Here is a 24,737-nt window from a genome sequence, read left to right as displayed (position 1 = left end):
CCCCATTGGCAAGCCCCGCCGCCGCGAATCGTCGCGGCCATGCGCCCGGTGCCACGCGGGGCAGTCTAAAATAGCGGTTTTCTTCAGCCGGCCACGTCGTGATCCGCTTCAATCAGTTCAGCCTCGCGCGCGGCACCAAGCCGCTTTTCGACAACACCACGTTCACGCTGAACCCCGGTGAAAAAGCCGGGCTCGTCGGCGCGAACGGCGCGGGCAAATCGACGCTGTTCGCCGTGCTGCTCGGCGAGCTGCACGCGGACGGCGGCGATTTCTCGATCCCGCCGACCTGGCGCATCGCGCACGTCGCGCAGGAAACGCCCGCCGTCGACAAGACCGCGCTCGCCTACGCGCTCGACGGCGACGCCGCGCTGCGCGACATCGAAGCGCGCATCGCCGCCGCCTCGGCGGCCCACGACGGCGCGGCCGAAGCCGAAGCGCACGCGGCGTTCGCCGACGCCGACGGCTACACCGCGCCGGCACGCGCCGAAGCGCTGCTGCTCGGCCTCGGCTTCACGCTCGACCAGACGCGCGAGCCGGTCAGCAGCTTCTCGGGCGGCTGGCGCATGCGGCTCAATCTCGCGCAGGCGCTGATGTGCCGCTCCGACCTGCTGCTGCTCGACGAACCGACCAACCACCTCGACCTCGACGCGATCGTCTGGCTCGAAGACTGGCTCAACCGCTATGCCGGCACGCTGATCGTGATCTCGCACGACCGCGAGTTTCTCGATTCGGTCTGCAACGTCACGCTGCATCTGGAAAACCAGCAGATCAAGCGCTATGGCGGCAACTACTCGCAATTCGAAGTGCTGCGCGCGCAGCAGATCGCGCTGCAACAGAGCGCGTACGAAAAGCAGCAGCGCACGGTCGCGCATCTGCAGAGCTATATCAACCGCTTCAAGGCGCAGGCCACCAAGGCGCGCCAGGCGCAAAGCCGCGTGAAAGCGCTGGAGAAGATGGAGCGGATCGCGCCCGCGCACGTCGCCTCGCCGTTCACGTTCGAATTCCGCACGCCCGACTCCGCGCCGAATCCGATGATGGTCATGGAAGACGTGCGCTGCGGCTATCGCGCCGAAGACGGCAGCGAGATTCCGATCGTCGAGCGCGTCATGCTGTCGATCCAGAACGGTCAGCGCATCGGTCTGCTCGGTGCGAACGGCCAGGGCAAGTCGACGCTCATCAAGACGCTCGCGGGCACGCTCGAATCGCTCTCCGGCCACGTGCGCGAAGGCAAGGGCTTGCGCATCGGCTACTTCGCGCAGCATCAGCTCGAAACGCTGCGCCCCGACGACACGCCGTTGCAGCATCTCGCGCGCCTCGCGCCCGATACGCGCGAGCAGGAACTGCGCGACTTCCTCGGCAGCTTCAATTTTTCCGGCGACATGGCGACCGCGAAGATCGCGCCGTTCTCTGGCGGCGAAAAAGCGCGCCTCGCGCTCGCGCTGATCATCTGGCAGAAGCCGAACCTGCTGCTGCTCGACGAGCCGACCAACCACCTCGACCTCGAAACGCGCCACGCGCTGACGATGGCGCTCGCGCAATTCGAAGGCACGCTGATTCTGGTCTCGCACGACCGCCATCTGCTGCGCGCGACGACCGACCAGTTCATGCTGGTCGCGAAGCACCGTCTGCAGGAGTTCGACGGCGATCTCGACGACTATCGCGACTGGCTCTTGCAGCATGCGGCCGAGCAGCGCGCGGCGCTGAAGGCGAATGCCTCGGGCGCGGCCGAGGCGGCGTCCAACGGCGCGGCAGGCAATGCCGACGGCAACGTCAATCGCAAGGAACAGCGCCGTCTCGAAGCGGAAACGCGGCAGAAGCTGGCGCATCTGAAAAAACCGCTACAAAGCCGTATCGCGAAGATCGAAAAGGAAATGGACACGCTCAACGCGGAGAAAACGACGCTCGACGCCTTCGTCGCCGATCCCGCGAGTTACGAGCCCGAGCAGAAGAGCAAGCTGACGGACTCGATCCGCCGTCAGGCAGATGTGAATGCGCGCCTCGACACGCTCGAAGCCGAATGGCTCGAGACGCACGAGGAACTCGAACAGATCGGCTAGCGGCACGCAGCGCCGGGCCGCGCCGGCATCGATGGGAGCCTGGCCTTGTCATTCGCAACCTCATCGTCCACCTTATCGTCCACATCGGCGGCGGCCCCGGCGCTGCAAGGACTGCGCGTGCTCGACCTCACGCGTCTGCTGCCCGGCCCGGTGGCCGCGCTGCGGCTCGCCGAACTCGGCGCCGACGTGCTGAAAATCGAAGCGCCCGGCGCGGGCGACCCGACCCGCACGATGCTGCAATCGTCGGCTGACCGCGTCGCGGGACGGCCCGGCGCGTTCTACCGGATGGTCAATCGCGGCAAGCGCGAAACGCGCCTCGACCTCAAATCGGAGGCGGGGCGCCATGTGCTGCGCGCCCTCGCGGCCGACGCGGACGTGCTGATCGAGAGCTTCCGGCCCGGCGTGATGGAGCGTCTCGGCCTCGGCTACGAGACGCTGCGCGCGGCGAATCCGCGGCTCGTCTATTGCGCGATCAGCGGCTATGGCGCGAGCGGTCCGTTCGCGCAGCACGCCGGCCACGATCTGAATTACATCAGCTATGCGGGCGTGCTCGATCAGCTCGCCGCGCGCGACGGCACGCCGATCCTGCCCAACTTCCAGATCGCCGACCTGCTCGGCGGCGCACTCGCCGCCGTCACGCAGATTCTCGCCGCGCTCTGGCAGGTGGCGCGCGGCGGCGAAGGCCGCTTCGTCGATGTCTCGATGACGCACGCTTCGTATGCGCACAACGTCATCGCGCAAGTCTCGCTCGCCAACGAGGGCGCGGCGCCCGCCGCCGGCGCCGGCCTGCTCAACGGCGGCGTGCCCTGCTACAACCTGTATCGCACACGCGATGGCCGCTGGCTCGCGGTCGGCGCGCTCGAACTGAAGTTCTGGGAAACGCTGTGCATGGCGCTCGACCGGCCCGAATGGGCGACGCGTCACTGGAGTCTGGGTCAGGCGATCGGTGGTCCGGATGCGCTTGCGCTCACAGAGGAACTGGGCGCCGTGATCGGCACGCGCACGCTAGCGGAATGGATGCAGTCGCTCGAAGCGCTCGACTGCTGCGTGTCGCCGGTGTTGACGGCGGCCGAGGCCGCGCGGCATCCGCTGTTCGATCCGCAGGCGTATGCGGCGGCAAGCGATGGCCTGAACGACAGCGATGGGGAGAACTTCGCGGGTTAGCGCGGATGCCGCCACGGCGGCTGCGCGACGGATTCCACGAGAATCAAATGCGCGGCCTCGCGCAATACCGCAATACCGCAATACCGCAATACGATGGACCTCGGCGGCCGTCGCATGACGAGAACAAACGCATCAGGCAAGGCGCGGAAAACAAGCTTGAAATACAAACGTGCAAAAGAGGCGTGCAGACCCCACGCTCAACGCCGCACCACCGTCTGTCTCGGCAGCGTCTGACGCGGCGACTTCTCGTCGTCGTACAGCAGATGCTTGCGGCCTTCCACATGGCGGCTGATCGTGGCGCGCACCTCGGCGGGCGTCACGTCCTCGGCCACCACCCGCCGCGATATCTGCCCCGCCGTGTCGATCCATTCGACGATCCGGCAGGCGCCGCCCCAAGGCTGGTGAATCGGTGCGGAGACCCGGCAACCACGCACCTGGATAGAACGCTCTGCTGCGGTTTCATGTGACTGTTTCAAAGCGCGATCCTTTTTTCGGGCATCAGAAGAGACATAGACCCTTACAGCTTAGAAAAAAGGCGTGGCGGCCAGGTTACAGCCAGGAACGAGATATTTACCGTGCATTACGGCATGCAAGGCGCACCCACGGCGCCCGCGCGCCGCAAGTCCCTGTTTATTCGAGCGTGCGGACCCGATCGATGGCCTGTTCGATCCGTTCGACCGCAACGACCTGTAAGCCTTCGATCGGCTGTTTCGGCGCGTTGGCCTTCGGTATCACCGCGACCGAGAAACCGAGCTTGGCCGCTTCCTTCAGACGCTCCTGGCCGCGCGGCGACGGCCGGATCTCACCGGCGAGGCCCACTTCGCCGAACACGACGAGCCCCTTCGGCAGCGGCTTGTTGCGCATCGACGAATGGATCGCGAGCAGCACCGCGAGGTCGGCGGCGGGCTCGGTGATCTTCACGCCGCCCACCGCGTTGAGGAACACGTCCTGATCGAAACAGGCGATGCCCGCATGCCGGTGCAGCACCGCGAGCAGCATCGCGAGACGGTTCTGCTCGAGGCCGACCGCGAGACGCCGCGGATTCGGCGCGTTAGCCGCATCGACGAGCGCCTGCACCTCGACCAGCAGCGGCCGCGTGCCTTCCTGCGTGACCAGCACGCACGAGCCCGGCACCGACTGCTCGTGCTGCGACAGGAACAACGCCGACGGATTCGCGACGCCGCGCAAGCCGCGCTCGGTCATCGCGAACACGCCGAGTTCGTTGACCGCGCCGAAGCGGTTCTTGATCGCGCGCACGAGGCGATACGACGAGTGCGTGTCGCCCTCGAAGTACAGCACCGTATCGACGATATGTTCGAGCACGCGCGGGCCCGCGAGCGCGCCTTCCTTGGTCACGTGGCCGACCATGATGATCGTCGTGCCCGACTGCTTGGCGATGCGCGTCAGTTGCGCCGCGCATTCGCGCACCTGCGCGACCGAGCCCGGTGCCGATGCCAAGGCATCCGAATAGACGGTCTGGATCGAGTCGATCACGGCGACGTCGGGACGCTGCTCGGCGATCGTCGCCTGAATCTTTTCGAGCTGGATTTCCGCGAGCAGTTGCAGCTCGCTCGCGGTCGAACCCGGTTCGAGCAGCGAGAGCCGTTGCGCGCGCAACGCGATCTGCGCGCCGGACTCTTCGCCGCTGATATACAGTGCGCGTTTGTGCGCGGCGATTTCCGCGAGCGCTTGCAGCAGCAGCGTCGATTTGCCGATGCCCGGATCGCCGCCGATCAGCACCACGCCGCCCGGCACGAGACCGCCGCCGAGCACGCGGTCGAATTCGCTGACGCCGGTCGTGAAGCGCGGCACGTCGGATGCTTCGATGTCCGCGAGACGGCGCACCGGCGTGCTCTTCGCGAGCGACTGGAAACGATGCGTGGCCGGCCCCTCGGCCACCGATTCGACGAGCGTGTTCCACGCCTGACACGACGGGCATTGGCCCGACCACTTCGGCGATTGCCCGCCGCACTCGCTACAGATGTACAACGTCTTTGCTTTCGCCACGCGTTACTCCGCACGGACCGGCACACGCTGCGCGACCGCGCACATGAGCTCGTAGCCGATCGTGCCGCAGGCCTGCGCGACGTCGTCGATCGGCAAGGCGGTGCCCCACAGCTCGACGCGCGAGCCAATGTTGGCGGTCGGCACCGGCGTGAGGTCGACCGTCAGCATGTCCATCGAGACGCGCCCGACGATCCGCGTGCGCACGCCGTCGACGATCACCGGCGTGCCTTCCGGCGCGACGCGCGGATAGCCGTCCGCGTAACCGCACGCGACCACGCCGATACGCATGGCGCCGCGCGCGGTAAACGTCGAACCGTAGCCGACCGAATTGCCCGCGCTCAACGTCTGCACGGCGATCAGTTCCGAGGCGAGCGTCATCGCAGGCTGCAGGCCGGTGCTCTCGATCGCGGCCGTCACGCCCGAGGGCGACGCGCCGTACAGGATGATGCCGGGGCGCACCCAGTCGAAATGCGCTTCCGGATGCCAGAGCGTGGCCGCCGAATTCGCGAGGCTGCGCGCGCCGGCAATGCCTTGCGCGCCGCGCTCGAACGCTGCCATCTGATGCGCGATGCCGCGCTCGGCGTCGGCGTCGGAGAAATGGGTCATCAGCGTGATCTGGCCGACGCCCTGGCAGGCGCGCGCGCGCTCCCATGCGGCACGGAATTTCTCGACCGTGTAGCCGAGCCGGTTCATGCCGGTGTTCATCTTCAACTGGATGTTGACCGGTTTGGACAGGCGCGCCATTTCGAGCATGCGCAACTGTTCGTCCGAATGCAGCGCGGTGGTCAGGCTGTAGCGGTCGATCACGTCGATATCGGTCGGTCGGAAAAAGCCTTCGAGCAAAAGAATGGGGCCCGCCCAGCCCAATTCACGCAACTTCACCGCTTCTTCGAGGTCCAGCAACCCAAAGCCGTCCGTTGCGCGCAAGCCCGGAAACACGCGTGCGAGGCCATGTCCGTACGCGTTTGCCTTGACGACGGCCCAGATTTTGGACTTCGACGCATAACGCCGGGCGACGGCAAGATTATTGGCGAGAGCAGCGGTATGTATCGTGGCTGAGAGGGGGCGCGGCATGGGATTTTTTCGTAAAGACACTTGCGAATCAGCGGCTTACCTGGCGTTTTCGGCGCTCGGCGGCCCGCTGGGCGGTGCGATCAAGGATTCTGCTAGTCCGAATCCAGCTATTTTCGTGATATAAAGCCGTGCGCACAACCCATTTCGATCGGCATAAGCCCGGACGCACTGCAAACGGCCGGGGCGGACAGACCGCAGCGAGGACAGCATCGCATCAGATGAAAAAAGGTTTTTACACCATCATGGCCGCGCAGTTTTTTTCGTCGCTGGCCGACAATGCGCTTCTGATCGCCGCTATCGCACTGCTGAAAGATCTTCACGCTCCGAACTGGATGACGCCGCTGCTCAAGCTGTTCTTTGTGCTGTCGTACGTCGTTCTTGCCGCCTTCGTCGGCGCCTTCGCCGACTCCCGTCCGAAAGGGCGCGTGATGTTCGTCACCAACACCATCAAGGTTCTCGGCTGCATCACGATGCTGATGGGCGCGCATCCGCTCATCGCCTACGGCATCGTCGGCTTCGGCGCGGCAGCCTACTCGCCCGCCAAATACGGCATCCTCACCGAACTGCTGCCGCCTGACCGGCTCGTCGCCGCGAACGGATGGATCGAGGGCACCACGGTCGGCTCGATCATTCTCGGCACCGTGCTCGGCGGCGCGCTGATCAGCCCGCATATCGCCGCGCCCATCCTGCACCTGCGCATTCCCACCGTGAACACGCCCTCGGAAGCCGCGATGCTCGTCATCATGGGCATCTACGTCATCGCGGCGCTCTTCAATCTGCGCATTCCCGATACCGGCGCGCGCTATCCGAAGCAGGAACACGGGCCGATCCGCCTCATCACCGATTTCGCCGACTGCTTTCTCGTGCTGTGGCGCGACAAGCTCGGACAGATTTCGCTCGCGGTCACGACGCTGTTCTGGGGTGCCGGCGCGACGCTGCAATTCATCGTGCTGAAGTGGGCCGAGGTGTCGCTCGGCATGTCGCTGTCCGAAGCGGCGATCCTGCAGGCGGTGGTGGCGGTCGGCGTCGCGGGCGGCGCGATCTTCGCGGCCTCGCGCGTGCCGCTGAAGAAGTCGCTCTCGGTGCTGCCGGTCGGCATCATGATGGGGATCGCCGTGATGCTGATGGCGTTTTATACGCGCGATCTGTTCCCCTCGCATTGGGGCATCTATTTCGGCCGCATGCACATGCCCGGCTATCTGATCGTCGCGTATCTCTTCCTGATGCTCGTCGGCGGTCTGTCGGGCTTCTTCGTCGTGCCGATGAACGCGCTGCTGCAGCATCGCGGGCACGTGCTGCTGTCGGCGGGACACTCGATCGCCGTGCAGAACTTCAACGAGAATCTCTCGGTGCTCGTGATGCTGTGCCTGTACGCGGTGCTCGTGTGGCTCGACGTGCCGGTCGCGGCCGTGATCGTGCTGTTCGGCACCTTCGTCTGCCTGATGATGTGGCTCGTGATGCGGCGCCACCAGGCGAACCAGCGCGCGTTCGATTCGGTCGCGCTGATCGGCGAAGCTAAACACTGAGCCAGCGCTGAACAGGCGCTGGCCCCCCGGGCCGGCCGCGTGTTTCGTTCCGCGAGCCGGCTGTTTCGACGATGCGCATGCGCTCCCCGCGCGCGCGCCTTCTTCCTCGCCTGACCATGACTCAACCGATTCCCAATGTGCTGACGATCGCCGGTTCCGACTCCGGCGGCGGCGCCGGCATCCAGGCCGATCTGAAGGCTTTCTCCGCGCTCGGCGCCTATGGCGCGAGCGTCATCACCGCATTGACCGCGCAGAACACGCGCGGCGTGAGCGCGATTCATGCACCGGACCCGGGCTTCGTCAGTGCGCAGCTCGACGCGGTGTTCGACGACATCCGCATCGACGCGGTGAAGATCGGCATGCTCGCGAATGCGCCGATCGCGCGCGCGGTCGCCGATGCGCTGCGCCGTCACAAGCCGAAGCACATCGTGCTCGACACGGTGATGATCTCGAAGAGCCATCACGCCTTGCTGCTGCCCGATGCGGTCGCGGTCGTGCGCGACGAACTGCTGCCGCTCGCCGACCTGCTGACGCCGAATCTGCCGGAAGCGGCCGCATTGCTCGGCATGCAGCCTGCCACCGACGAAGCCGGCATGACCGGCCAGGGCGAAGCGCTGCGCGCGCTCGGCGCGCGTGCGGTGCTGATGAAGGGCGGCCACCTGAGCGCGGCGGACAGCCCCGACTGGCTCGTGCAGGCCAGCGGCGCCTTGCGTCTCGGCGGGCCACGCGTGCCGGTGAAGAATACGCATGGGACGGGCTGCACGCTGTCGTCGGCGATTGCGGCGCTGATTCCGCAGCGCGGCGATCTCGCGAGTGCGGTGGCCGACGCGAAGGTTTATCTGACCGGCGCGTTGCAGGCGAGCGACCGTCTCGAAGTCGGTCACGGCGTGGGGCCGGTGCATCATTTTCACCGCTGGTGGTGAGGGATTTATCGTTGCGCGTGTGCGCAGATGCGTGCGTATGCGCCTGTGTTCGCGATGCGTCGCAAACTCGATCGCGATCGCACGCCGCGAATGCCGCACTACTGCCGCACGACTGCGTTGCGGCTATTGCATGGCGTAATGCCGCGCCTGCTCGGGCCAGTCGTCGGGCACGATAAAGCCGCGCGAGCGTTCGAGCAGATGGCCGGCACCGTCTTCGACGAACGCGGCGACCATCACCGGGCTGTGTTGATGCGAAGTCTGTACAGCGAGCGTAGGCGCATCGACGTATGACGCGCGTTCGTCGTCGCCCTGCTCTTCCAGAGCCGCTACGCGTCGCGGCGCAAGCCATTCCAGTCGCGGCAAGACCCGCCAGATCCGCGCATGCGCCGCCGCGAACCCGGGCCAGTCGCCACGCGTGACCCACCAGCCCCGCCCATGCGCGGGATCGAGCTCGGGCGGATCGAGCGGCGTCTCGCCATGCCGGTAAAACAGCCAGCCTTTGACGAACATCTGCGGCGTCCACGGCCCCGCATAACCGGCCAGCACGAACTCCTCGCGCGCGCTCAACGGCAACTGATGATTGAGCAGATGCGCGAGCTTGATGTCGAAGCGGTCTTTCAGATTGGGGCCGACGTAATCGGCGAGACGTCCCGCCTGCGCTTCGCGTGCGGCTCCCGCGTGCAGGTAGCACTTCACCGCCAGTTCCCAATGCAGCCGCGCGCCCTCGTGCGTGCGCACGAGAAAATCGCATTCGCCGAGCGTGACGCCCGCGCGCCGCAGCGGCACGCCAGCGGCGACGAGTTGCGCGGCCGGCCCATGCTGCAGAAACCAGCCAAGCAACCGCTCGGCATAGCGGCCCAGGCGCGTGATGCGCGTCGCCGAAAGATCGCGATGGAGCGGCTCAGGCGCGGCATCGAGCGCGCGCAGCCAGGCGACGGTCGCCTGCCGTTGCTGCGGCGTTTCGACGGGATTCGCCAGCACGCCGACCGGCAATTGCGGACGCAACAGATCGGGACTCAGCAGCAACCACGCGAGATCGCGCACGGCGGGGTCGCGCAACGGATCGTTGTGCGAGGGAGCGGCGGCTATGTCGGGTGACGACTCGGATGACGAGTGGAGTGGCGCGCTGGATTGCGGCGCGGATGGCGCGACCGCTTGCGCGTGCGTGTGAGCGTGCGCCTTGCCAGGTTCTTCAACGCTCACATCGGGACGCTCATCGCCCCGCTTATCGGGCCACACACCGAGCAGCGTGTCGAGCAGCCCGGCGCGAGAGATCGGCGCGGCGGCATCGTGCGCCGCCGGCCCCTCGGGCGTCGTCACTTCGGCTCGTTCGACGGCGCGCCGCCGCCCGCGAGCCACGTATCGCGCGCGAGGCACAGATCCGCCCAGGCCTTCGCCTTGTCGGGCAGGCTGCGCAGCAGATACGCGGGGTGGTACGAGACGATCACCGGCACGCCCTCGTACCGATGCACGCGGCCGCGCAGCGACGAAATGCTGGCCTCGGTCTTCAGCAGGCTTTGCGCGGCGAAGCGGCCGAGCGCGACGATCAGCTTCGGCTTGACGAGCGCGACCTGGCGCTGCAGATACGGCTCGCAACGCGCGACTTCGTCCGGTTGCGGATTGCGGTTGCCGGGCGGACGGCACTTGATCACGTTCGCGATATAGACGTTGGTGCCGCGCGCCAGCGCGAGCGAACGCAGCATGTTGTCGAGCAGCTTGCCCGCCTGGCCGACGAACGGCTCGCCAAGGCGGTCCTCGTTCTCGCCCGGCGCTTCGCCGACCAGCATCCACTCGGCGTTGCGATCGCCGACACCGAACACCGTGTTCGTACGCTTCTCGCATAGGCGGCACGACTCGCACGCGGCGACGCGCTCGCTCAGCGCGTCCCAGTCGAGCGTGTGGACGGCAGGCAGTGCGGGAGCGTTGCCGCGGGCTTCAACGGGTTCATGAGCGGATTCACTAGCACGCGAATGCGCGGGCAGATCGTCGAACCACGCGAAGTCGTCGTCGGGAGGAGCGTCGAAGTTGGGCGGCGCGGGAGAATAGGCTGGCGGTTGCGCCCGCAGTTGCTCCTGCTGACGTGCTCGCGATTGTGCGGGTTCGCGATGCGCTGCGGCTTCGTCCTGCTGAGCGGGTTCGCGTCGGGCTGCGGTCGTATCCTGCTGCGCGGGTTCGCGTCGGGCTGGCGATGGCTCGCCCCGATCCGCCGACGCGTGCATCGCTTCGGGCATGGTCCGCGATGCGGGCTCCGCTCGACGCTCATCGCGCTCATTGCGCACGTCGCCCTGCATCGATTGCAACTCGTCCGCGCGCTCCCGGGCGGCGCGATCGTCGGAGCGATGGCGTGGATCTTCCGCCAGCATCGCTTCGTCGCGCTCCTCGGGCGCACGCCGTTCGCCTTGCGCCTGAGCCTGAGTTTGACCCGCCGGCACATCCTGCTCGCGCGCCCTAGCATGCACGCTCTCGCCCCCTTCGTCCCGCGGTGCGTGCGCGCCCCCGGCATCACCGAGTCCGACAGCCGCCTCGCCCGCCGGCTGCCGCGCCGCCATGCCGCGCCGCACCCACAGCGGCGCGAGTCCGAATTCTTCGAGTACCGATTCATGCAGCGCCATCTTCGCCCTCCGTGGCAAACGAAAGACGCATCACGATCGCGTCCTCCCGGCCGCGATGCCGCGCCGGATAATAATTTTTGCGCCGGCCGATCGACGCGAAGCCGAAACGTTCGTACAGCCGGATCGCCCGATGATTCGACGGCCGCACTTCGAGCAGCAGGCCCTCGAGTCTTTCGGCGCGCGTGATGCGCACCGCCTCGCGCAGCAGCGCAAGGCCCGCGCCCGCGCCTTGCACCTGCGGCGCGACGCATAGATTGAGCAGATGCATTTCGTCGACGACCGGCATCAGCACGCAATAGCCGAGCAGCGTCCCCGTCACGTGGCGCAGACAAACGCCGAAATAACCGTTGCGCAGCGAATCGCCGAAATTGCCGCGGCTCCACGGAAACTCGTAGGCGAGCTTCTCGATCGCGGCGACTTCGTCGAGATCGCTTTCGGTCATCGGCGACATGTAGCGGTCCGCGAGCAGCACGCCGCTCATCGCCGCGCCTCGCCGTGCGGCGCCTGTGCGGACGCGCCGCCGTCGGGCGCGTTCCCGGCGGTCTGCGCCGCTTGCCCTGCCTGTGCCGCCGCTTTGGCCGCCTTTTCGGCGACGCGCTCGGCCGTGGTCTGCGCGACCTTGTCGCGCACGTATTCGGGCGCGGCCTGATCGGCAGGCACCGTGCGGCCGGCGTGAAACGCGCGCAGCGCCGCGTAGGCGAGCGGCAACGCATGCGGCAGCGCCTCGCCGTCGACCGTCCGTGCGGCGACCACGGCCGGCAGCCGCGCACCGAACGCCGCAGCCGCGTTGCCGGCGAGCGTGAACGGCGCGTCGGGCAGCACGAGCCGCTCGGGCGCATCGAGCGATGCCGTCTGCACGACGCGCCATTCGTGTTGCGCGTCATCCCACGCGTAGTCGGCCCAGTAAATTTCGTCCATGCGCGCGTCGAGCGCGGCGAGCACGCGCGTCACCGAAGGATCGCGCAGACGCGCGCTTTCGGCGCACGCGAGCAGGGTGCCGATCGGCACGACCGGCAGATTCAGGCCGAACGCGAGGCCTTGTGCGACGCCGGTCGCGGTACGCAGACCGGTGAACGAGCCGGGACCGGCACCGAACGCGATCGCGTCGCAGTCCGCGAGCGCGAGGCCGGCTTCGGCGAACAGCTCGCGGATCGCAGGAAGCAGCCGCGTGCTGGAGACCGCGCCGGTCCGTTCGTGGCGCACCCAGACGCGGGGTTCGGCAGTGGGCCGGCCAGTGGTATCGACGCTCGCGGACACGAGCACCGCCGAACAGAATTCGGTCGAAGTATCGAGGGCAAGGAGCACTGTTTGAGTCATGGACCGTATTGTAATCGGCGCCGTGCACGGGGATGGTGGTTTGCGGCCTCGCGGCGCGCGCGGGCCGGGTGGTCGCGTGGCCGCCGCTGCTCGCTACCCGCCACCCGCCGCTTGGTGTCGCTTGGTGCCCCTTGCCCCGTTGCCCCTCGGTATCGCCCTCGCGCGCCTTGCCGCCGCTTGCCGCCCCCCGCCGCCGTTTGGAATAAGCCCTCGGCCCCGCGGCCGCACTCAATTGTTATGATTTTCGGCCGATCCCATCCACGCCCGCCCAGCGGGCCACACGACCATGACCGACATCGATACCCAGTTCGCCCAGGCCCAGCAAGACGTCAAGCAGTTGCCCGAGCGCCCCGGCAATCTCACGCTGCTGCGTCTTTATGCGCTCTTCAAGCAGGCCAGCGAAGGCGACGTGCACGGCGACAAGCCGGGCTTCACCGACATCGTCGGCAAATACAAGTACGACGCATGGGCCGCGCTCCAGGGCACCGCGCAGGACGCTGCGAAGCAGCAATACGTCGAGCTCGTCGAATCGCTGAAGAGCGGCGCGGCGGCCTGACACACCAGCGGCCTCAACGAGAGCCGCGAAATCGCCGCAACAAGGCCGCCCGACCGGGAAAAACGGCCTCGCGGCGATTCCCGAACCGCGAACGCCACGCCCGGCCGACTCACCCGCCCTACCCGTTCCGGCACACTTTTCCGATCAGACGATTCCGAATAGTGGCGCAGTGCAGCAAATACCTATATAATGCGGCCTGCACTTCATCGCTAGTGCTGCTTTCCCGAGCGGCTCTGGCGGCGCAGCGCCTCGTAGCGTTTAGCTCCAATCCAGTTTAGAACCTGTCCCCTCCTGCCTGGCCCTCTACGGGCGTCAAGTCCAAGGCTGGCGGCACGCCATGTCGGCATGTCGCATCCGATACAGCTTCTAACGAAAAGCTCGCCTTCATTGCTGCGAGCTGCCCCCGTTTTTCGATTTGCTCGCTGCTTCTTTGCTCGCTGAATCCGACGACTTGGGTATGCCGATTGGCGTTGACGTTTTAACTCCCTGAATTTCCCAGGATCGTTTTCAAGGATTCACATGACTTCGAGCAATTCCTCCGCCAGCCCGTTGAACGCCATCGCCGACGAAGCACTCGGTCTTACCCCCGAGGCTCCCGTCGCGGCCGCTCCGGCTGACGCCAAACCGACCTTCGCGTCGCTCGGCCTGTCCGCGGAAGTCGTCTCCGCGCTGACCGCCGCCGGCTACGAGCACCCGACGCCGGTGCAGCAGCGCGCGGTACCGGCCGGCATCGCCGGCCGCGATCTGCTGGTGTCGAGCCCGACCGGCTCGGGCAAGACCGCCGCCTTCATGCTGCCCGCCATCGAGCGTTTCGCGCAGCTGCAAAAGACCCAGGCGAACCAGCCGCGCGAACCGCGCCCGGCCGACGGTGGCCGCGGCCGCCGTCCGCAGCCGGTCGCGCGTCCGACCATGCTGGTGCTGACCCCGACCCGCGAACTCGCGATGCAGGTCACGACCGCCGCCGCCACCTACGGCAAGCACCTCAAGCGCCTGCGCACCGTCAGCATTCTCGGCGGCGTCGCCTACGGCCAGCAGCTGATGCTGCTCGCCAAGAACCCCGAAATTCTCGTCGCCACGCCGGGCCGTCTGATCGACCACCTCGAGCGCGGTCGCATCGATCTGTCGCAACTGCAGATCCTCGTGCTCGACGAAGCCGACCGCATGCTCGACATGGGCTTCATCGACGACATCGACACGATCGTCGCCGAAACGCCGGCCACGCGTCAGACCATGCTGTTCTCGGCCACGCTCGACGGCAAGATCGGCTCGCTGACCGGCCGTCTGCTGAAAGACCCGGAGCGCATCGAGATCGTCCAGCGCATGGAACAGCGCACCAACATCGCGCAAACCGTCCACTACGTCGACGACCGCGATCACAAGGACCGTCTGCTCGACCATCTGCTGCGCGCCGAAGGCCTCGACCAGGCCATCGTCTTCACGGCCACCAAGATGGACGCTGATCAGCTCGCGGGCCGTCTGGCCGACGCCGGTTTCGAATCGGCCGCGCTGCACGGCGACCTGCCGCAAGGCGCGCGTAACCGCACGATCCGCGCGCTGCGCGAGCGCCGCGTGCGCGTGCTGGTGGCGACCGACGTCGCCGCTCGCGGTATCGACATCCCCGGCATCACGCACGTGTTCAACTACGACCTGCCGAAGTTCGCCGAAGACTACGTGCACCGTATCGGCCGTACCGGCCGCGCGGGCCGCTCGGGCGTCGCGGTGAGCCTCGTGCATCATGCGGAACAGGGTGCGCTGAAGCGCATCGAGCGCTTCGTGCGCACGCCGCTGCCGGTCAACGTCGTCGAAGGCTTCGAGCCGCGCAAGGCGCCGCCTTCGGGCAACGGCCGTCCTGGCTTCGGCGGCCGCGGCCGTCCGGGCGGCAACGGCCGGCGCTTCGGCAACGGTTCGGGCAAGCCCGGCGGTTACGGCAACGGCGGCTCGCGCAACGGTAACGGCAATGGCAATAGCAACGGCAACAACTGGGGCAACCGGTCGGCCGGCGGCGGTTCGCGTGACGGCTACAACAACGGCGGCTCGCGCGAAGGCTACGGCGGTTCGCGCGACGGCGGCTACAACGGCTCGCGTGACGGCTACGGCGCGCGTCGCAACGACGGTCCGCGTACGGCGCGCCGTGGCGGCTAAACAGGCGGGCTGAGCGTCGTTGATCGCGGCGCGGCGTGTTTCGAAAGAACCCGCCCGCGTTTGCCGTTCAGGACACGCAGCAGGACCCGGACAGCACCCCGCTGTCCGTCGGTCCGGAAAAACCGGTGCTCAGGCACCGGTTTTTTTTCGTCTATCGCTCGCCACCGCAAATTTCACGATATGAAAAAATTTTTTGTGTCGTAAAAAATCATGCTGCAAGGCACAAGACGGCCTATTGCAATAGGGGAAATATCGTTTCTCAATACGAAATTACAAGTTCAATGCATTGATTTTATTGAAAAATAAATATTGGAAAAACGCTTTGCGGCGCCTGTTGCGCGACCTTCGATTTGCCTAGACTCTTATATAAGACTTCACGAAACAGAACGCCCAGCCTGGCCCGACGCTTCGAGAAGACAGAGTCACCCATCCCCCATAACAGGCCTAGAAGGAGCACATCATGACCATGACCCGCGAACAGCAAGTGCAGCAACTCAAGCAGCAATGGGAAACCGATCCGCGCTGGAAGGGCGTCAAGCGCACCTACTCGGCCGAAGACGTGGTGCGTCTGCGCGGCTCGGTGCAGGTCGAGCACACGCTCGCGAAGCGCGGCGCGGAAAAGCTGTGGGCCGCCGTGAACAACGAGCCGTTCGTCAACTCGCTCGGCGCGCTGACCGGCAACCAGGCGATGCAGCAGGTCAAGGCGGGCCTCAAAGCGATCTATCTGTCGGGCTGGCAGGTGGCGGGCGATGCGAACGTGGCCGGCGAAATGTACCCGGACCAGTCGCTGTATCCGGCCAACTCGGTGCCGCTCGTCGTGAAGCGCATCAACAACACGCTGACGCGCGCCGACCAGATCCAGTGGTCGGAAGGCAAGAACCCCGGCGATGAAGGCTACGTCGATTACTTCGCGCCGATCGTGGCCGACGCGGAAGCCGGCTTCGGCGGCGTGCTGAACGCGTTCGAACTGATGAAGGCGATGATCGAAGCGGGCGCCTCGGGCGTGCACTTCGAAGACCAGCTCGCTTCGGTCAAGAAGTGCGGCCACATGGGCGGCAAGGTGCTCGTGCCGACCCGAGAAGCCGTCGCCAAGCTGACCGCCGCGCGTCTCGCCGCCGACGTCTCGGGCACGCCGACCGTGCTGCTCGCCCGCACCGACGCGGAAGCCGCCGACCTCGTGACCTCGGACATCGACGACAACGACCGCCCGTTCCTGACCGGCGAGCGCACCGTCGAAGGCTTCTACCGCACGCGGCCGGGTCTCGAACAGGCGATCTCGCGCGGCCTCGCCTACGCGCCGTACGCCGACATGATCTGGTGCGAAACCGGCAAGCCGGACCTCGAGTTCGCGAAGAAATTCGCCGACGCGATCCACAAGGAGTACCCGGACCAGCTGCTGTCGTACAACTGCTCGCCGTCGTTCAACTGGAAGAAGAACCTCGACGATGCGACGATCGCGAAGTTCCAGCGCGAACTCGGCGCGATGGGCTACAAGTTCCAGTTCATCACGCTGGCCGGCTTCCACGCGCTGAACTACTCGATGTTCAACCTCGCGCACGGCTATGCCCGCAACCAGATGACCGCCTTCGTCGAAATGCAGCAGGCGGAATTCGCGGCGGCCGAAAAGGGCTTTACGGCCGTGAAGCACCAGCGCGAAGTCGGCACCGGCTACTTCGACGCGGTGACGCAGACGGTCGAGCGCGAAGCCTCGACGACCGCGCTGCACGGTTCGACCGAAAACGAGCAGTTCTTCGACAAGAAGGTGGCCTGAGGCCCACCCGCCGCGAAGTCGAAGCAGCGGGCCACGCGGACCGGGCGGTGTCGCCGGTCCCATGCGTGGCCCGGGAATGATCCGGGAATGGCCCTGGAATCGCAGCAACGATCGGCAAACGGCAGGCGGCTCCGTCAGAGAGCCATCGCCAGAGGGAGGGACCGCGCCGCCGGGGGCCGAAGCCGGCCCGCAACCGGCTCCCGGCGGCCGGGGCACGACAAGACAGAAAAATTCCGCAGGAAAAAATCTCGCAGCAGGGGGAAATCCGCACAGCGCATCGTGCGGCAACAAGAAGCGCGCCAGCCTTATCGCTGGCGCGCTTTTTTTTCGACGCCGGCACAACGTTCAACGCGATATTCAGCGATACACGATCACCGGAATCTTCGTGTGCGTGAGCACCCGTTGCGTTTCGCTGCCGATCAGCAGGCTGCCGAGCCCGCGCCGCCCGTGCGAGGCCATGAAGATCACGTCGCAGCCGCCCTGCTCGGCCGCCTCGATGATGCCGAGGTAAGGCGCCGGATGCACGCTCGTGCGGCTGTCGACGTGTACGCCGACCCGGTGCGCGGCCAGTTCCACCTCGCGCAGATGCACCTGCGCCTCGCGCTCGCTGCGCTGCAAAAACTCGCCCGGCGGCTCGACCGCGATGTCGGAGAACGGCGAGTACGGATATTGCGGCAGACATGCGTACGCGGTGATGCGCGCGCCGACGACCTGCGCGAGATCGATCGCGCCCGCTATCGCCTTGCGTGACAGATCCGAACCATCGGTCGGAACCAGGATGTGCCTGAACATGATGCCCTCCGTCGCCGGCTGCGCGCAGCGCGGCGTCAGCGTTCAACGAAGCCCGCCGGGCAGGCTGTTCGAATGATTGTAGTGCGTGCCGATGCGGGCGGAGACCGGCCAAGGGTCTGTCCCGATGCCGGGACCGGCGGGCGCTTGCGCGTCGGTCTCCGCGATTGGTCTCCGCTGTCCGTCCCCGCCTTCAGTCCCAGTAACCGGGCTCGCCGTACGTATGCTTGAGAAAGTCCAGAAACAGCCGCACCCGCAGCGGCAGATGGCGGCGCTGCGGAAACACTGCGTGGATGCCGATCGGCGGCGCGGCGAATTCGTCGAGCACGGTGACGAGCCGGCCGGCCGCGAGTTCGTCGCCGACCTCCCACCACGAGCGCCACGCGAGCCCATGGCCGGCGAGACACCATTCGTGCAGCACCGCGCCGTCCGAGCATTCCATCGTGCCGGACACCTTGATCGACACCACCTTGCCGTCCTGCTGGAACATCCAGCCGCGCTGCTGGTTCGCGCTCGCGCCGAACGCGAGGCAGTTGTGGCGTGCGAGATCGGCGAGGCTATGCGGTGCGCCGCGCCGGCTCAGATACGCGGGCGAGGCGACGCACACGCGCCGGTTTTCGGCGAGCTTCAGCGAGACCAGCGACGAATCGGGCAATTCGCCGAGCCGCACCGCGCAGTCGAAGCCCTCGTTGACGAGATCGACGAGGCGGTCGGACAGATCGAGTGTGATCGACACGTCCGGATGCGCGACCGTGAACGCGGGCACGAGCGGCGCGACATGGCGGCGCCCGAAGCCGGCCGGCGCCGACAGCCGCAGATGGCCGCTCGCCTTCACGCCGCCCGCCGACACGCTCGCCTCGGCGTTCTGCATGTCGTGAATGATGCGCTGACAGTCTTCGAGAAAAGCCGAGCCTTCGAAGGTCAGCGTGAGCTTGCGCGTCGTGCGCACGAGCAGCTTGACGCCGAGGCGCTCTTCGAGCGCATCGATGCGCCGGCCGATGATCGCGGGCGCGACGCCCTCGGCGAGCGCCGCCGCGGACAGGCTGCCCTTGGCCGCGACGGTGACGAAAGTCTCGATCTGCTTGAAACGGTCCATGAACGGTGCGCGCCGCGAGCAGGCGCAAGAGGCGGAAATGGGGCGATGGGCGTCAGATTAGGTATATGAAAGTAAAAGATCAAGTGATCTTTAGCCTATTTTTTAGCACCTAAGGTCACCAATACAATCGATCCCGACCTCTGACAGGAGCGCACGGCAATGTCGGCCACAACGACACCTTTCCCGCGAGCAGTGATCTTCGACGCCTATGGCACGCTTTTCGACGTGCATTCGGTGATCGCCGCCGCCGAGCAGTTGTTCCCCAGCCACGGCAATGCGCTCTCGCAGTTGTGGCGCCAGAAGCAGATCGAATACACGCAACTGCGCACACTCGCCGCGCGCACCGACGCTCCCGGCGAACACTACCGCCCGTTCTGGGATATCACGCTCGACGCCCTGCGCTTCGCCGCGAAAAAACTGCAGCTCACGCTCGGGCGCGTGGCCGAAAAGCGTCTGATGGACGAATACGCGTGCCTGTCCGCCTTTCCCGATGCGGTGCCGGTGCTGCGCGCGTTGCGCGAGGCGGCGTCGAACCCGAACCCGAACCCGAGTCTGAACCCAGATCAGAACCCAGCCCCAAGCTCCGCGAGCACCACAGCCGCGGCAACCACGCCTCATGTCGGGCTCGCGATCCTCTCGAACGGCAATCCGCAGATGCTCGACATCGCGGTCAAGAGCGCGGGCATGAGCGCGCTCTTCGATCACGTGCTGTCCGTCGACGCCGTGCGCGCCTACAAGCCCTCGCCCGCCGCCTATGCGCTCGGCCCGGCCGCGTTCGGCGTGGCCGCGCGCGAGATCGTGTTCGTCTCGTCGAACGGCTGGGACGTGGCCGGCGCGACGTGGTTCGGCTTCACGACGTTCTGGCTCAACCGGCAGAACGCGCCGCTCGAAGAACTCGGCGTCACGCCGCATGGCACGGGCAGCGGCATGAACGATCTGCTGGCGTTCCTGCGAGCGCCTGATTCGCCCTCGCCCCATATCGGCCAGCCTGAAAAACCGCGCGGCGGCGGCACCCGCAAGCGCGCCGGCCCGCGCGCCTGACGAGCGCCCGCGCGGCGATCCGGCCAGCGCCATCCACTCACTGCTTTTCAACCTCCACCTTTCCGCAATCCGACTTTCTGCAATCTGACCGACCAAGGAGAAAACATGACGAATTCGCTGTCGCTGCCGCAAGGCATGGAAATCACCGGCGAGATCAAGCCCGGTTTCGAAACGATCCTCACACGCGAAGCGCTGGAACTCGTCGCCGCGCTGCATCGCACGTTCGAGCCGCACCGCCAGCAGTTGCTGCAAGCGCGCGTCGAACGCACGCGGCGGCTCGACGCGGGCGAGCGGCCCGACTTCCTCGCCGCCACGCAGAGCGTGCGCGATGGCGACTGGCAGATCGCGCCGCTGCCGCAAGACCTGCAATGCCGCCGCGTCGAGATCACGGGGCCGGTCGAGCGCAAGATGATCATCAACGCGCTGAACTCCGGCGCGGATTCCTACATGACCGACTTCGAGGATTCGAATGCGCCCAGCTGGGACAACCAGATCACCGGCCATATCAATCTGAAGGACGCGGTGCGCCGCACGATCTCGCTCGAACAGAACGGCAAGTCCTATAAGCTCAACGACCGGACCGCGACGCTGATCGTGCGTCCGCGCGGCTGGCATCTCGACGAGAAGCACGTGAAGGTCGACGGCAAGCGCGTATCGGGCGGCATCTTCGATTTCGCGCTGTACATGGTCCACAACGCGAAGGAGCTGGTCGCGCGCGGCTCGGGTCCGTACTTCTATCTGCCGAAGATGGAGAGCCATCTCGAAGCGCGTCTGTGGAACGACCTCTTCGTCGCCGCGCAGGAAGCGGTCGGCGTGCCGCGCGGCACGATTCGCGCGACGGTGCTGATCGAGACGATCCTCGCCACGTTCGAAATGGACGAGATCCTGTACGAGCTGCGCGAACATAGCTCGGGCCTCAACGCGGGCCGCTGGGACTACATCTTCTCGGCGATCAAGAAGTTCAAGAGCGACCGCGACTTCTGTCTCGCCGACCGCTCGCAGATCACGATGACCTCGCCGTTCATGCGCGCCTACGCCCTGCTGTTGCTGAAGACCTGCCATCGGCGCAACGCGCCGGCGATCGGCGGCATGAGCGCGCTGATTCCGATCAAGAACGATCCGGCCGCGAACGAAAAAGCAATGGGCGGCGTGCGCTCGGACAAGGCTCGCGATGCCGGCGACGGCTACGACGGCGGCTGGGTCGCGCATCCGGGCCTCGTGCCGGTCGCGATGGAAGAGTTCGTCAAGGTGCTCGGCGACCGGCCGAACCAGATCGGCAAGCAGCGCGACGACGTGCTCGTCAGCGCCGCCGATCTGCTCGACTTCCGGCCGGAAACGCCGATCACCGAGGCGGGCTTGCGCAACAACATCAACGTCGGCATTCACTACCTCGGCTCGTGGCTCGCGGGCAATGGCTGCGTGCCGATCCACAACCTCATGGAAGACGCGGCGACCGCCGAGATTTCGCGCTCGCAAGTGTGGCAGTGGATTCGCTCGCCGAAGGGCACGCTCGACGATGGCCGCAAGGTGACGGTCGAACTCGTGCGCGAACTCGCGGCGCAGGAGCTCGACAAGGTGAAGCAGACGGTGGGCGGCGACACGCAGCCGTATGAGCGCGCGGCGCAGATTTTCGAGCAGATGTCGACGGCGGAGCAGTTCACCGACTTTCTGACGTTGCCGCTTTACGAGGAGATTTGAGGCTGCGGGCCAGGTGGCCGGGTTGATGTACGGTTCGATGTACGGTTCGATGCGCGGTTCGATGTACGTCTGGCCCGGACGATCGCCCGAGCTGTTACGACTCGATAGATAAAAGAATGGCGCGCCACGCGGTTAGCGGCGCGCCATTTTCCATGGTGCTTTGCACATCTCGTTTCGGGCCGTGCTTTTTGCCGTGCGTCTTGCCATGTTTCGTGCCGTACTTCGCGCTCCGTCTCTCGCGTGCCGTCTCTCGCGTGCCGCCTTTGCGCGGACCCACCACGCGGACGCGATGGGCAGGACACGATGCGCAAACATCGCGCCCTTTCACCCACTCGGTCTTTCGCGCGCCCGATCACCGCGTGCGGCGATACTCGACCCAATCGCCCGACCGGATCTCGGGCAGCCCCTTCACCGCGCCCGGCGTGACCGGATAGAAGCGGCAGTTCACGACGTTGCCGTCCACCTTCACCATGACCTCGCGGGCGAGGAAGCGGTCCTCGACGCCGGGATAGACGGCTTCGATTTCGTCGAGCACGGCAACGAGCGCATCGTCGATTTCGTAGACGTCGCCGCATACGTCGACGCCCGCCTCGTCGACCACGAGCCCCGGGTACAGGCCAAAGTCGAACAGATGGCCGCGCACGCTCGCGGTGCCGAGCAAGGTCGGCGCGGGGATGTCGTTACGCGCGGCGGCTTCGCTGATGTCGTTCGCTTCACCGGCACGCAGCGTGCCGTAGACAAAGACGGTCTGCATCGTCGTAGGGTCTCCTTGAGGTGAGGGGTCGGGCCGCGTTAGCCGCGCCTGTCGCGGGCTGTGTCGCGATCCGGTTACGGCCCCGTGGTGATTTCAATGCAGTGATTGCAATCCTGCGGTTTCAATCCCGCGTTTTATCCCGTGGTTTATCCCGTGGTTTATCCCGTGGTTTATCCCGTGGTTTATCCCGCGCTACGTTCGCCACGAACACGCCGGACAGTCGCGACATTATGCAACGCCAGAAAACGGGCAACCTCGGTCGCGAACCCCCGCGGCCGCGTCACGCTGCGACTTCCGCAGGCCGTTCATGCGCGCCCGCCTCGCTCTCGACCACGAGACCGCAACGCAAGGCAGCCGCCCTCTACAATGACCGCACTCGCAGTGATTCGCGGCGGCCGGCCCGCATGCCGGCCGTCTCCCGTCATCCGTACCGGGCTTCGCCATGACTTCGTCCGCCGACTCCGACCTGTTGAGCCGCATCCGCTTCGCCGACATTCCGCCCGAGTCCGCGCCGACCGAGACGCATCCGATCCGCGTGCGCTCGCGGCCGATGCCGGCCGGCTGGCGCATCCCGCGTCATACGCATGCCTGGGCGCAGGTCGCGTATGCATCGCGCGGCGTGCTGCGCGTCGCGACCACCGGCACCACGTGGATGGTGCCGCCCTCGCGCGCGATCTGGGTGCCGCCGCATGTGTCGCACGAGGTGTGCTCCGTCGAGGACGCGTTCCTGCGCACGCTCTACATCACCGAGAGCACGGTGCCGGCCGGACTCGACACGCCGCGCGTCGTCGAAGTGTCGAACCTGCTGCGCGAAGTGATTGCCGCGCTCGACATGCCGGGCCTGTCCGCCGCGCGCGAGCAGTTGCTCGGCGCGCTCGCGCTCGACGAACTGACGCGCTCCGAGCCGCTGCCGCTGTCCGTGCCGATGCCCAACGAAAAGCGCCTGCGCGCGCTCTGCGAGGCGGTGATCGCGGACCCGACGCATGGCGAGTCGCTCGAACAATGGGCGTCGAGCGTCGGCGCGAGCACGCGCACGATCGCGCGGCTGTTCCGTCAGGAACTCGGCGTGAGCTTTTCTCAATGGCGTCAGCAGGCGATTCTCGCGCGCGCGATTCCGCTGCTGAGCCAGGGACGGCCGCTCTCGCACGTAGCGCGCGAGTTGGGCTATCAGAGCCAGAGCGCCTTTTCCGCGATGTTCCGCCGTGCGTTCGGCGCGAGCCCGCGCGCGTTTATCGAACGAGGCGCCGAGCATCGCGTGGACAACGGCGAGGCCGGTGAACCGCCGGCGGACGAAGAGACGGCACAGGATCGCGCGAATCCGGCGGAGCCAGCCGGACGCTGAATCGCGACGCAACGGCCCATGCCCTGAATACGCGGCGCCGCATTGGAGACGGCGAGCCCGGCACCACGGCACCGGCGCCACGCGTGTGAGGATCGTCTGAGAAGTCGCCGCAGAACGTGTGAATAACGTATAAAGCGCGCGCCGCATGTCTCGCGCCGCGCTCAAACCCGCCGCGCCAGATGACGAATTGCGCCGAGCTGCGCGAGCCGCGGCCCGGCGAGCCGGTAGCCCTTGCGCTGATACAGCCGCGCCGCGGGATTATCGACGAACACGCGCAGTTGCAGCTCGTGCAGTCCACGCTCGCGCGCCCATTGATGCGAGATGTCGAGCAGATAGGTGCCGGCGCCGAGCCGCCGGTATCCCTCGGCAATCTGCACGTCGCGGATATGCAGCGAATCGCCTTCTTCCGTGATGCGCAGCACGCCCATCGGCACGCCATCCACTTCGAGAATGAAATTCTCCGACTCGCGCCAGCTGCCGAGAAACAGATCGCTGCGCCAAACCAGATGATGCCGGCGATAGTAGCCGCCCATGTTGTTGCGCGTCAGGGCCTCGGCAAACTCGAAATCATCCATGCTGGCGTGGCGCAGATGAAACGGTGACAGGGCTTCAGTGGGATCAAACATGACGGGACCGCGAGGATGAGTCGGATCAACGGTAAAACAGGCTGCGCCCGCTGGCAATGGCTGTTTGTCCCGAGCGGGTTGCGGCGCGGCGCAAGGCGCGGGCGAAAAGAATACGCGGAAGAAGGCGGAAATCGGAAAAAAACCGCTTGAGAACGCCGCTTTTTGCGAGCGGGCTTGGCCGGTCTGAAGATCCCGCTCCGGCCAGGCGTGCGGGGCTCGAACCGCTGTCAGCACCCGCGCCG

21 protein-coding genes are annotated in these 24,737 nt (G+C 66.4%); 10 read left to right on the top strand and 11 right to left on the bottom strand.

What is annotated here, in order from left to right; all coding sequences use genetic code 11:
• The first annotated feature begins 98 nt into the window (after positions 1 to 98).
• Together F3J19_RS20620 and F3J19_RS20615 are read left to right on the top strand one after the other, a co-directional pair.
• Positions 99 to 2,057 carry an ATP-binding cassette domain-containing protein gene (locus F3J19_RS20620; protein ID WP_167045188.1) on the top strand — a complete coding sequence of 653 codons (1,959 nt, stop codon included), beginning with the start codon at positions 99 to 101 and terminating at the stop codon, positions 2,055 to 2,057.
• A 102-nt stretch (positions 2,058 to 2,159) separates the two neighbouring features.
• A complete protein-coding gene (locus F3J19_RS20615) occupies positions 2,160 to 3,221 on the top strand; it encodes a CaiB/BaiF CoA-transferase family protein (protein WP_167045385.1) in 1,062 nt (353 codons plus the stop codon).
• Positions 3,222 to 3,418: 197 nt separating this feature from the next.
• Here F3J19_RS20615 and F3J19_RS20610 read toward each other — a convergent pair whose 3' ends face one another.
• The 3 genes from F3J19_RS20610 to alr form a co-directional block, all read right to left on the bottom strand.
• Positions 3,419 to 3,697 (bottom strand): DUF2866 domain-containing protein, encoded by a 279-nt coding sequence (locus F3J19_RS20610; protein WP_167045185.1) that lies wholly within the window; start codon positions 3,695 to 3,697, stop codon positions 3,419 to 3,421.
• 154 nt (positions 3,698 to 3,851) lie between these two features.
• Positions 3,852 to 5,228, bottom strand: a complete 1,377-nt coding sequence (gene radA, locus F3J19_RS20605) for a DNA repair protein RadA (protein WP_167045182.1) — start codon at positions 5,226 to 5,228, stop codon at positions 3,852 to 3,854.
• 3 nt (positions 5,229 to 5,231) lie between these two features.
• Positions 5,232 to 6,302 carry an alanine racemase gene (gene alr, locus F3J19_RS20600; protein ID WP_167045179.1) on the bottom strand — a complete coding sequence of 357 codons (1,071 nt, stop codon included), beginning with the start codon at positions 6,300 to 6,302 and terminating at the stop codon, positions 5,232 to 5,234.
• Between the two features lie 218 nt (positions 6,303 to 6,520).
• On the opposite strand from alr, the gene lplT reads away from it, so the two are divergent.
• Both lplT and thiD read left to right on the top strand, forming a co-directional pair.
• Positions 6,521 to 7,828: a lysophospholipid transporter LplT gene (lplT, locus tag F3J19_RS20595; RefSeq protein WP_167045176.1), complete on the top strand. Its 1,308-nt coding sequence runs from the start codon at positions 6,521 to 6,523 to the stop codon at positions 7,826 to 7,828.
• A 116-nt stretch (positions 7,829 to 7,944) separates the two neighbouring features.
• On the top strand, positions 7,945 to 8,751 hold the full coding sequence (gene thiD, locus F3J19_RS20590) for a bifunctional hydroxymethylpyrimidine kinase/phosphomethylpyrimidine kinase (RefSeq protein ID WP_167045173.1): 807 nt from the start codon (positions 7,945 to 7,947) through the stop codon (positions 8,749 to 8,751).
• 123 nt (positions 8,752 to 8,874) lie between these two features.
• On the opposite strand, the gene F3J19_RS20585 is transcribed toward thiD, so the two are convergent.
• From F3J19_RS20585 to tsaB, 4 genes are all read right to left on the bottom strand, one after another.
• Positions 8,875 to 9,840 (bottom strand): DUF1853 family protein, encoded by a 966-nt coding sequence (locus F3J19_RS20585; RefSeq protein WP_167045383.1) that lies wholly within the window; start codon positions 9,838 to 9,840, stop codon positions 8,875 to 8,877.
• 227 nt (positions 9,841 to 10,067) lie between these two features.
• Positions 10,068 to 11,363 carry a uracil-DNA glycosylase family protein gene (locus F3J19_RS20580; protein WP_167045170.1) on the bottom strand — a complete coding sequence of 432 codons (1,296 nt, stop codon included), beginning with the start codon at positions 11,361 to 11,363 and terminating at the stop codon, positions 10,068 to 10,070.
• The gene (gene rimI / locus F3J19_RS20575; protein WP_167045167.1) at positions 11,350 to 11,844 is read right to left on the bottom strand and encodes a ribosomal protein S18-alanine N-acetyltransferase; all 495 of its coding nucleotides are present in this window, start codon (positions 11,842 to 11,844) and stop codon (positions 11,350 to 11,352) included. The genes F3J19_RS20580 and rimI overlap by 14 nt, the downstream gene beginning before the upstream one ends.
• Complete coding sequence (gene tsaB, locus F3J19_RS20570; RefSeq protein WP_167045164.1) at positions 11,841 to 12,680, bottom strand: tRNA (adenosine(37)-N6)-threonylcarbamoyltransferase complex dimerization subunit type 1 TsaB; 840 nt, start codon at positions 12,678 to 12,680, stop codon at positions 11,841 to 11,843. Before tsaB ends, rimI begins: the two co-directional genes overlap by 4 nt.
• Positions 12,681 to 12,966: 286 nt before the next feature.
• On the opposite strand from tsaB, the gene F3J19_RS20565 reads away from it, so the two are divergent.
• The 3 genes from F3J19_RS20565 to aceA all read left to right on the top strand — a co-directional run bounded on the left by F3J19_RS20565 (position 12,967) and on the right by aceA (position 17,149).
• Positions 12,967 to 13,236 (top strand): acyl-CoA-binding protein, encoded by a 270-nt coding sequence (locus tag F3J19_RS20565; RefSeq protein ID WP_167045161.1) that lies wholly within the window; start codon positions 12,967 to 12,969, stop codon positions 13,234 to 13,236.
• Positions 13,237 to 13,755: 519 nt separating this feature from the next.
• The gene (locus F3J19_RS20560) at positions 13,756 to 15,378 is read left to right on the top strand and encodes a DEAD/DEAH box helicase (RefSeq protein ID WP_167045158.1); all 1,623 of its coding nucleotides are present in this window, start codon (positions 13,756 to 13,758) and stop codon (positions 15,376 to 15,378) included.
• A 466-nt stretch (positions 15,379 to 15,844) separates the two neighbouring features.
• The gene (aceA, locus tag F3J19_RS20555; RefSeq protein ID WP_205193076.1) at positions 15,845 to 17,149 is read left to right on the top strand and encodes an isocitrate lyase; all 1,305 of its coding nucleotides are present in this window, start codon (positions 15,845 to 15,847) and stop codon (positions 17,147 to 17,149) included.
• 357 nt (positions 17,150 to 17,506) lie between these two features.
• Here the strand turns inward: aceA and F3J19_RS20550 are convergent, their stop codons facing one another.
• Positions 17,507 to 17,941 (bottom strand): universal stress protein, encoded by a 435-nt coding sequence (locus tag F3J19_RS20550; RefSeq protein WP_167045154.1) that lies wholly within the window; start codon positions 17,939 to 17,941, stop codon positions 17,507 to 17,509.
• A gap of 190 nt (positions 17,942 to 18,131) precedes the next feature.
• Complete coding sequence (locus F3J19_RS20545; protein WP_167045152.1) at positions 18,132 to 19,034, bottom strand: LysR family transcriptional regulator; 903 nt, start codon at positions 19,032 to 19,034, stop codon at positions 18,132 to 18,134.
• Positions 19,035 to 19,193: 159 nt separating this feature from the next.
• Here F3J19_RS20545 and F3J19_RS20540 point away from each other — a divergent pair, with 159 nt between their 5' ends.
• Both F3J19_RS20540 and aceB read left to right on the top strand, forming a co-directional pair.
• On the top strand, positions 19,194 to 20,075 hold the full coding sequence (locus F3J19_RS20540) for a (S)-2-haloacid dehalogenase (RefSeq protein ID WP_167045150.1): 882 nt from the start codon (positions 19,194 to 19,196) through the stop codon (positions 20,073 to 20,075).
• Positions 20,076 to 20,180: 105 nt separating this feature from the next.
• Positions 20,181 to 21,773, top strand: a complete 1,593-nt coding sequence (aceB, locus tag F3J19_RS20535) for a malate synthase A (protein ID WP_167045148.1) — start codon at positions 20,181 to 20,183, stop codon at positions 21,771 to 21,773.
• 352 nt (positions 21,774 to 22,125) lie between these two features.
• Here the strand turns inward: aceB and F3J19_RS20530 are convergent, their stop codons facing one another.
• Positions 22,126 to 22,527, bottom strand: coding sequence for a gamma-glutamylcyclotransferase family protein (locus F3J19_RS20530; RefSeq protein WP_167045146.1), 402 nt, complete (start codon positions 22,525 to 22,527; stop codon positions 22,126 to 22,128).
• Between the two features lie 442 nt (positions 22,528 to 22,969).
• On the opposite strand from F3J19_RS20530, the gene F3J19_RS20525 reads away from it, so the two are divergent.
• Entirely contained in the window at positions 22,970 to 23,869 is a 900-nt protein-coding gene (locus tag F3J19_RS20525; protein ID WP_167045144.1) for a helix-turn-helix transcriptional regulator, read from the top strand.
• Positions 23,870 to 24,030: 161 nt separating this feature from the next.
• On the opposite strand, the gene F3J19_RS20520 is transcribed toward F3J19_RS20525, so the two are convergent.
• Positions 24,031 to 24,495 carry a GNAT family N-acetyltransferase gene (locus F3J19_RS20520; protein ID WP_167045142.1) on the bottom strand — a complete coding sequence of 155 codons (465 nt, stop codon included), beginning with the start codon at positions 24,493 to 24,495 and terminating at the stop codon, positions 24,031 to 24,033.
• Positions 24,496 to 24,737 lie beyond the last annotated feature (242 nt).

Source organism: Burkholderia sp. Ax-1724 (genome assembly GCF_011752995.1).
Classification (GTDB): domain Bacteria; phylum Pseudomonadota; class Gammaproteobacteria; order Burkholderiales; family Burkholderiaceae; genus Paraburkholderia.
This window is presented reverse-complemented; position numbering and strand designations above follow the sequence as displayed.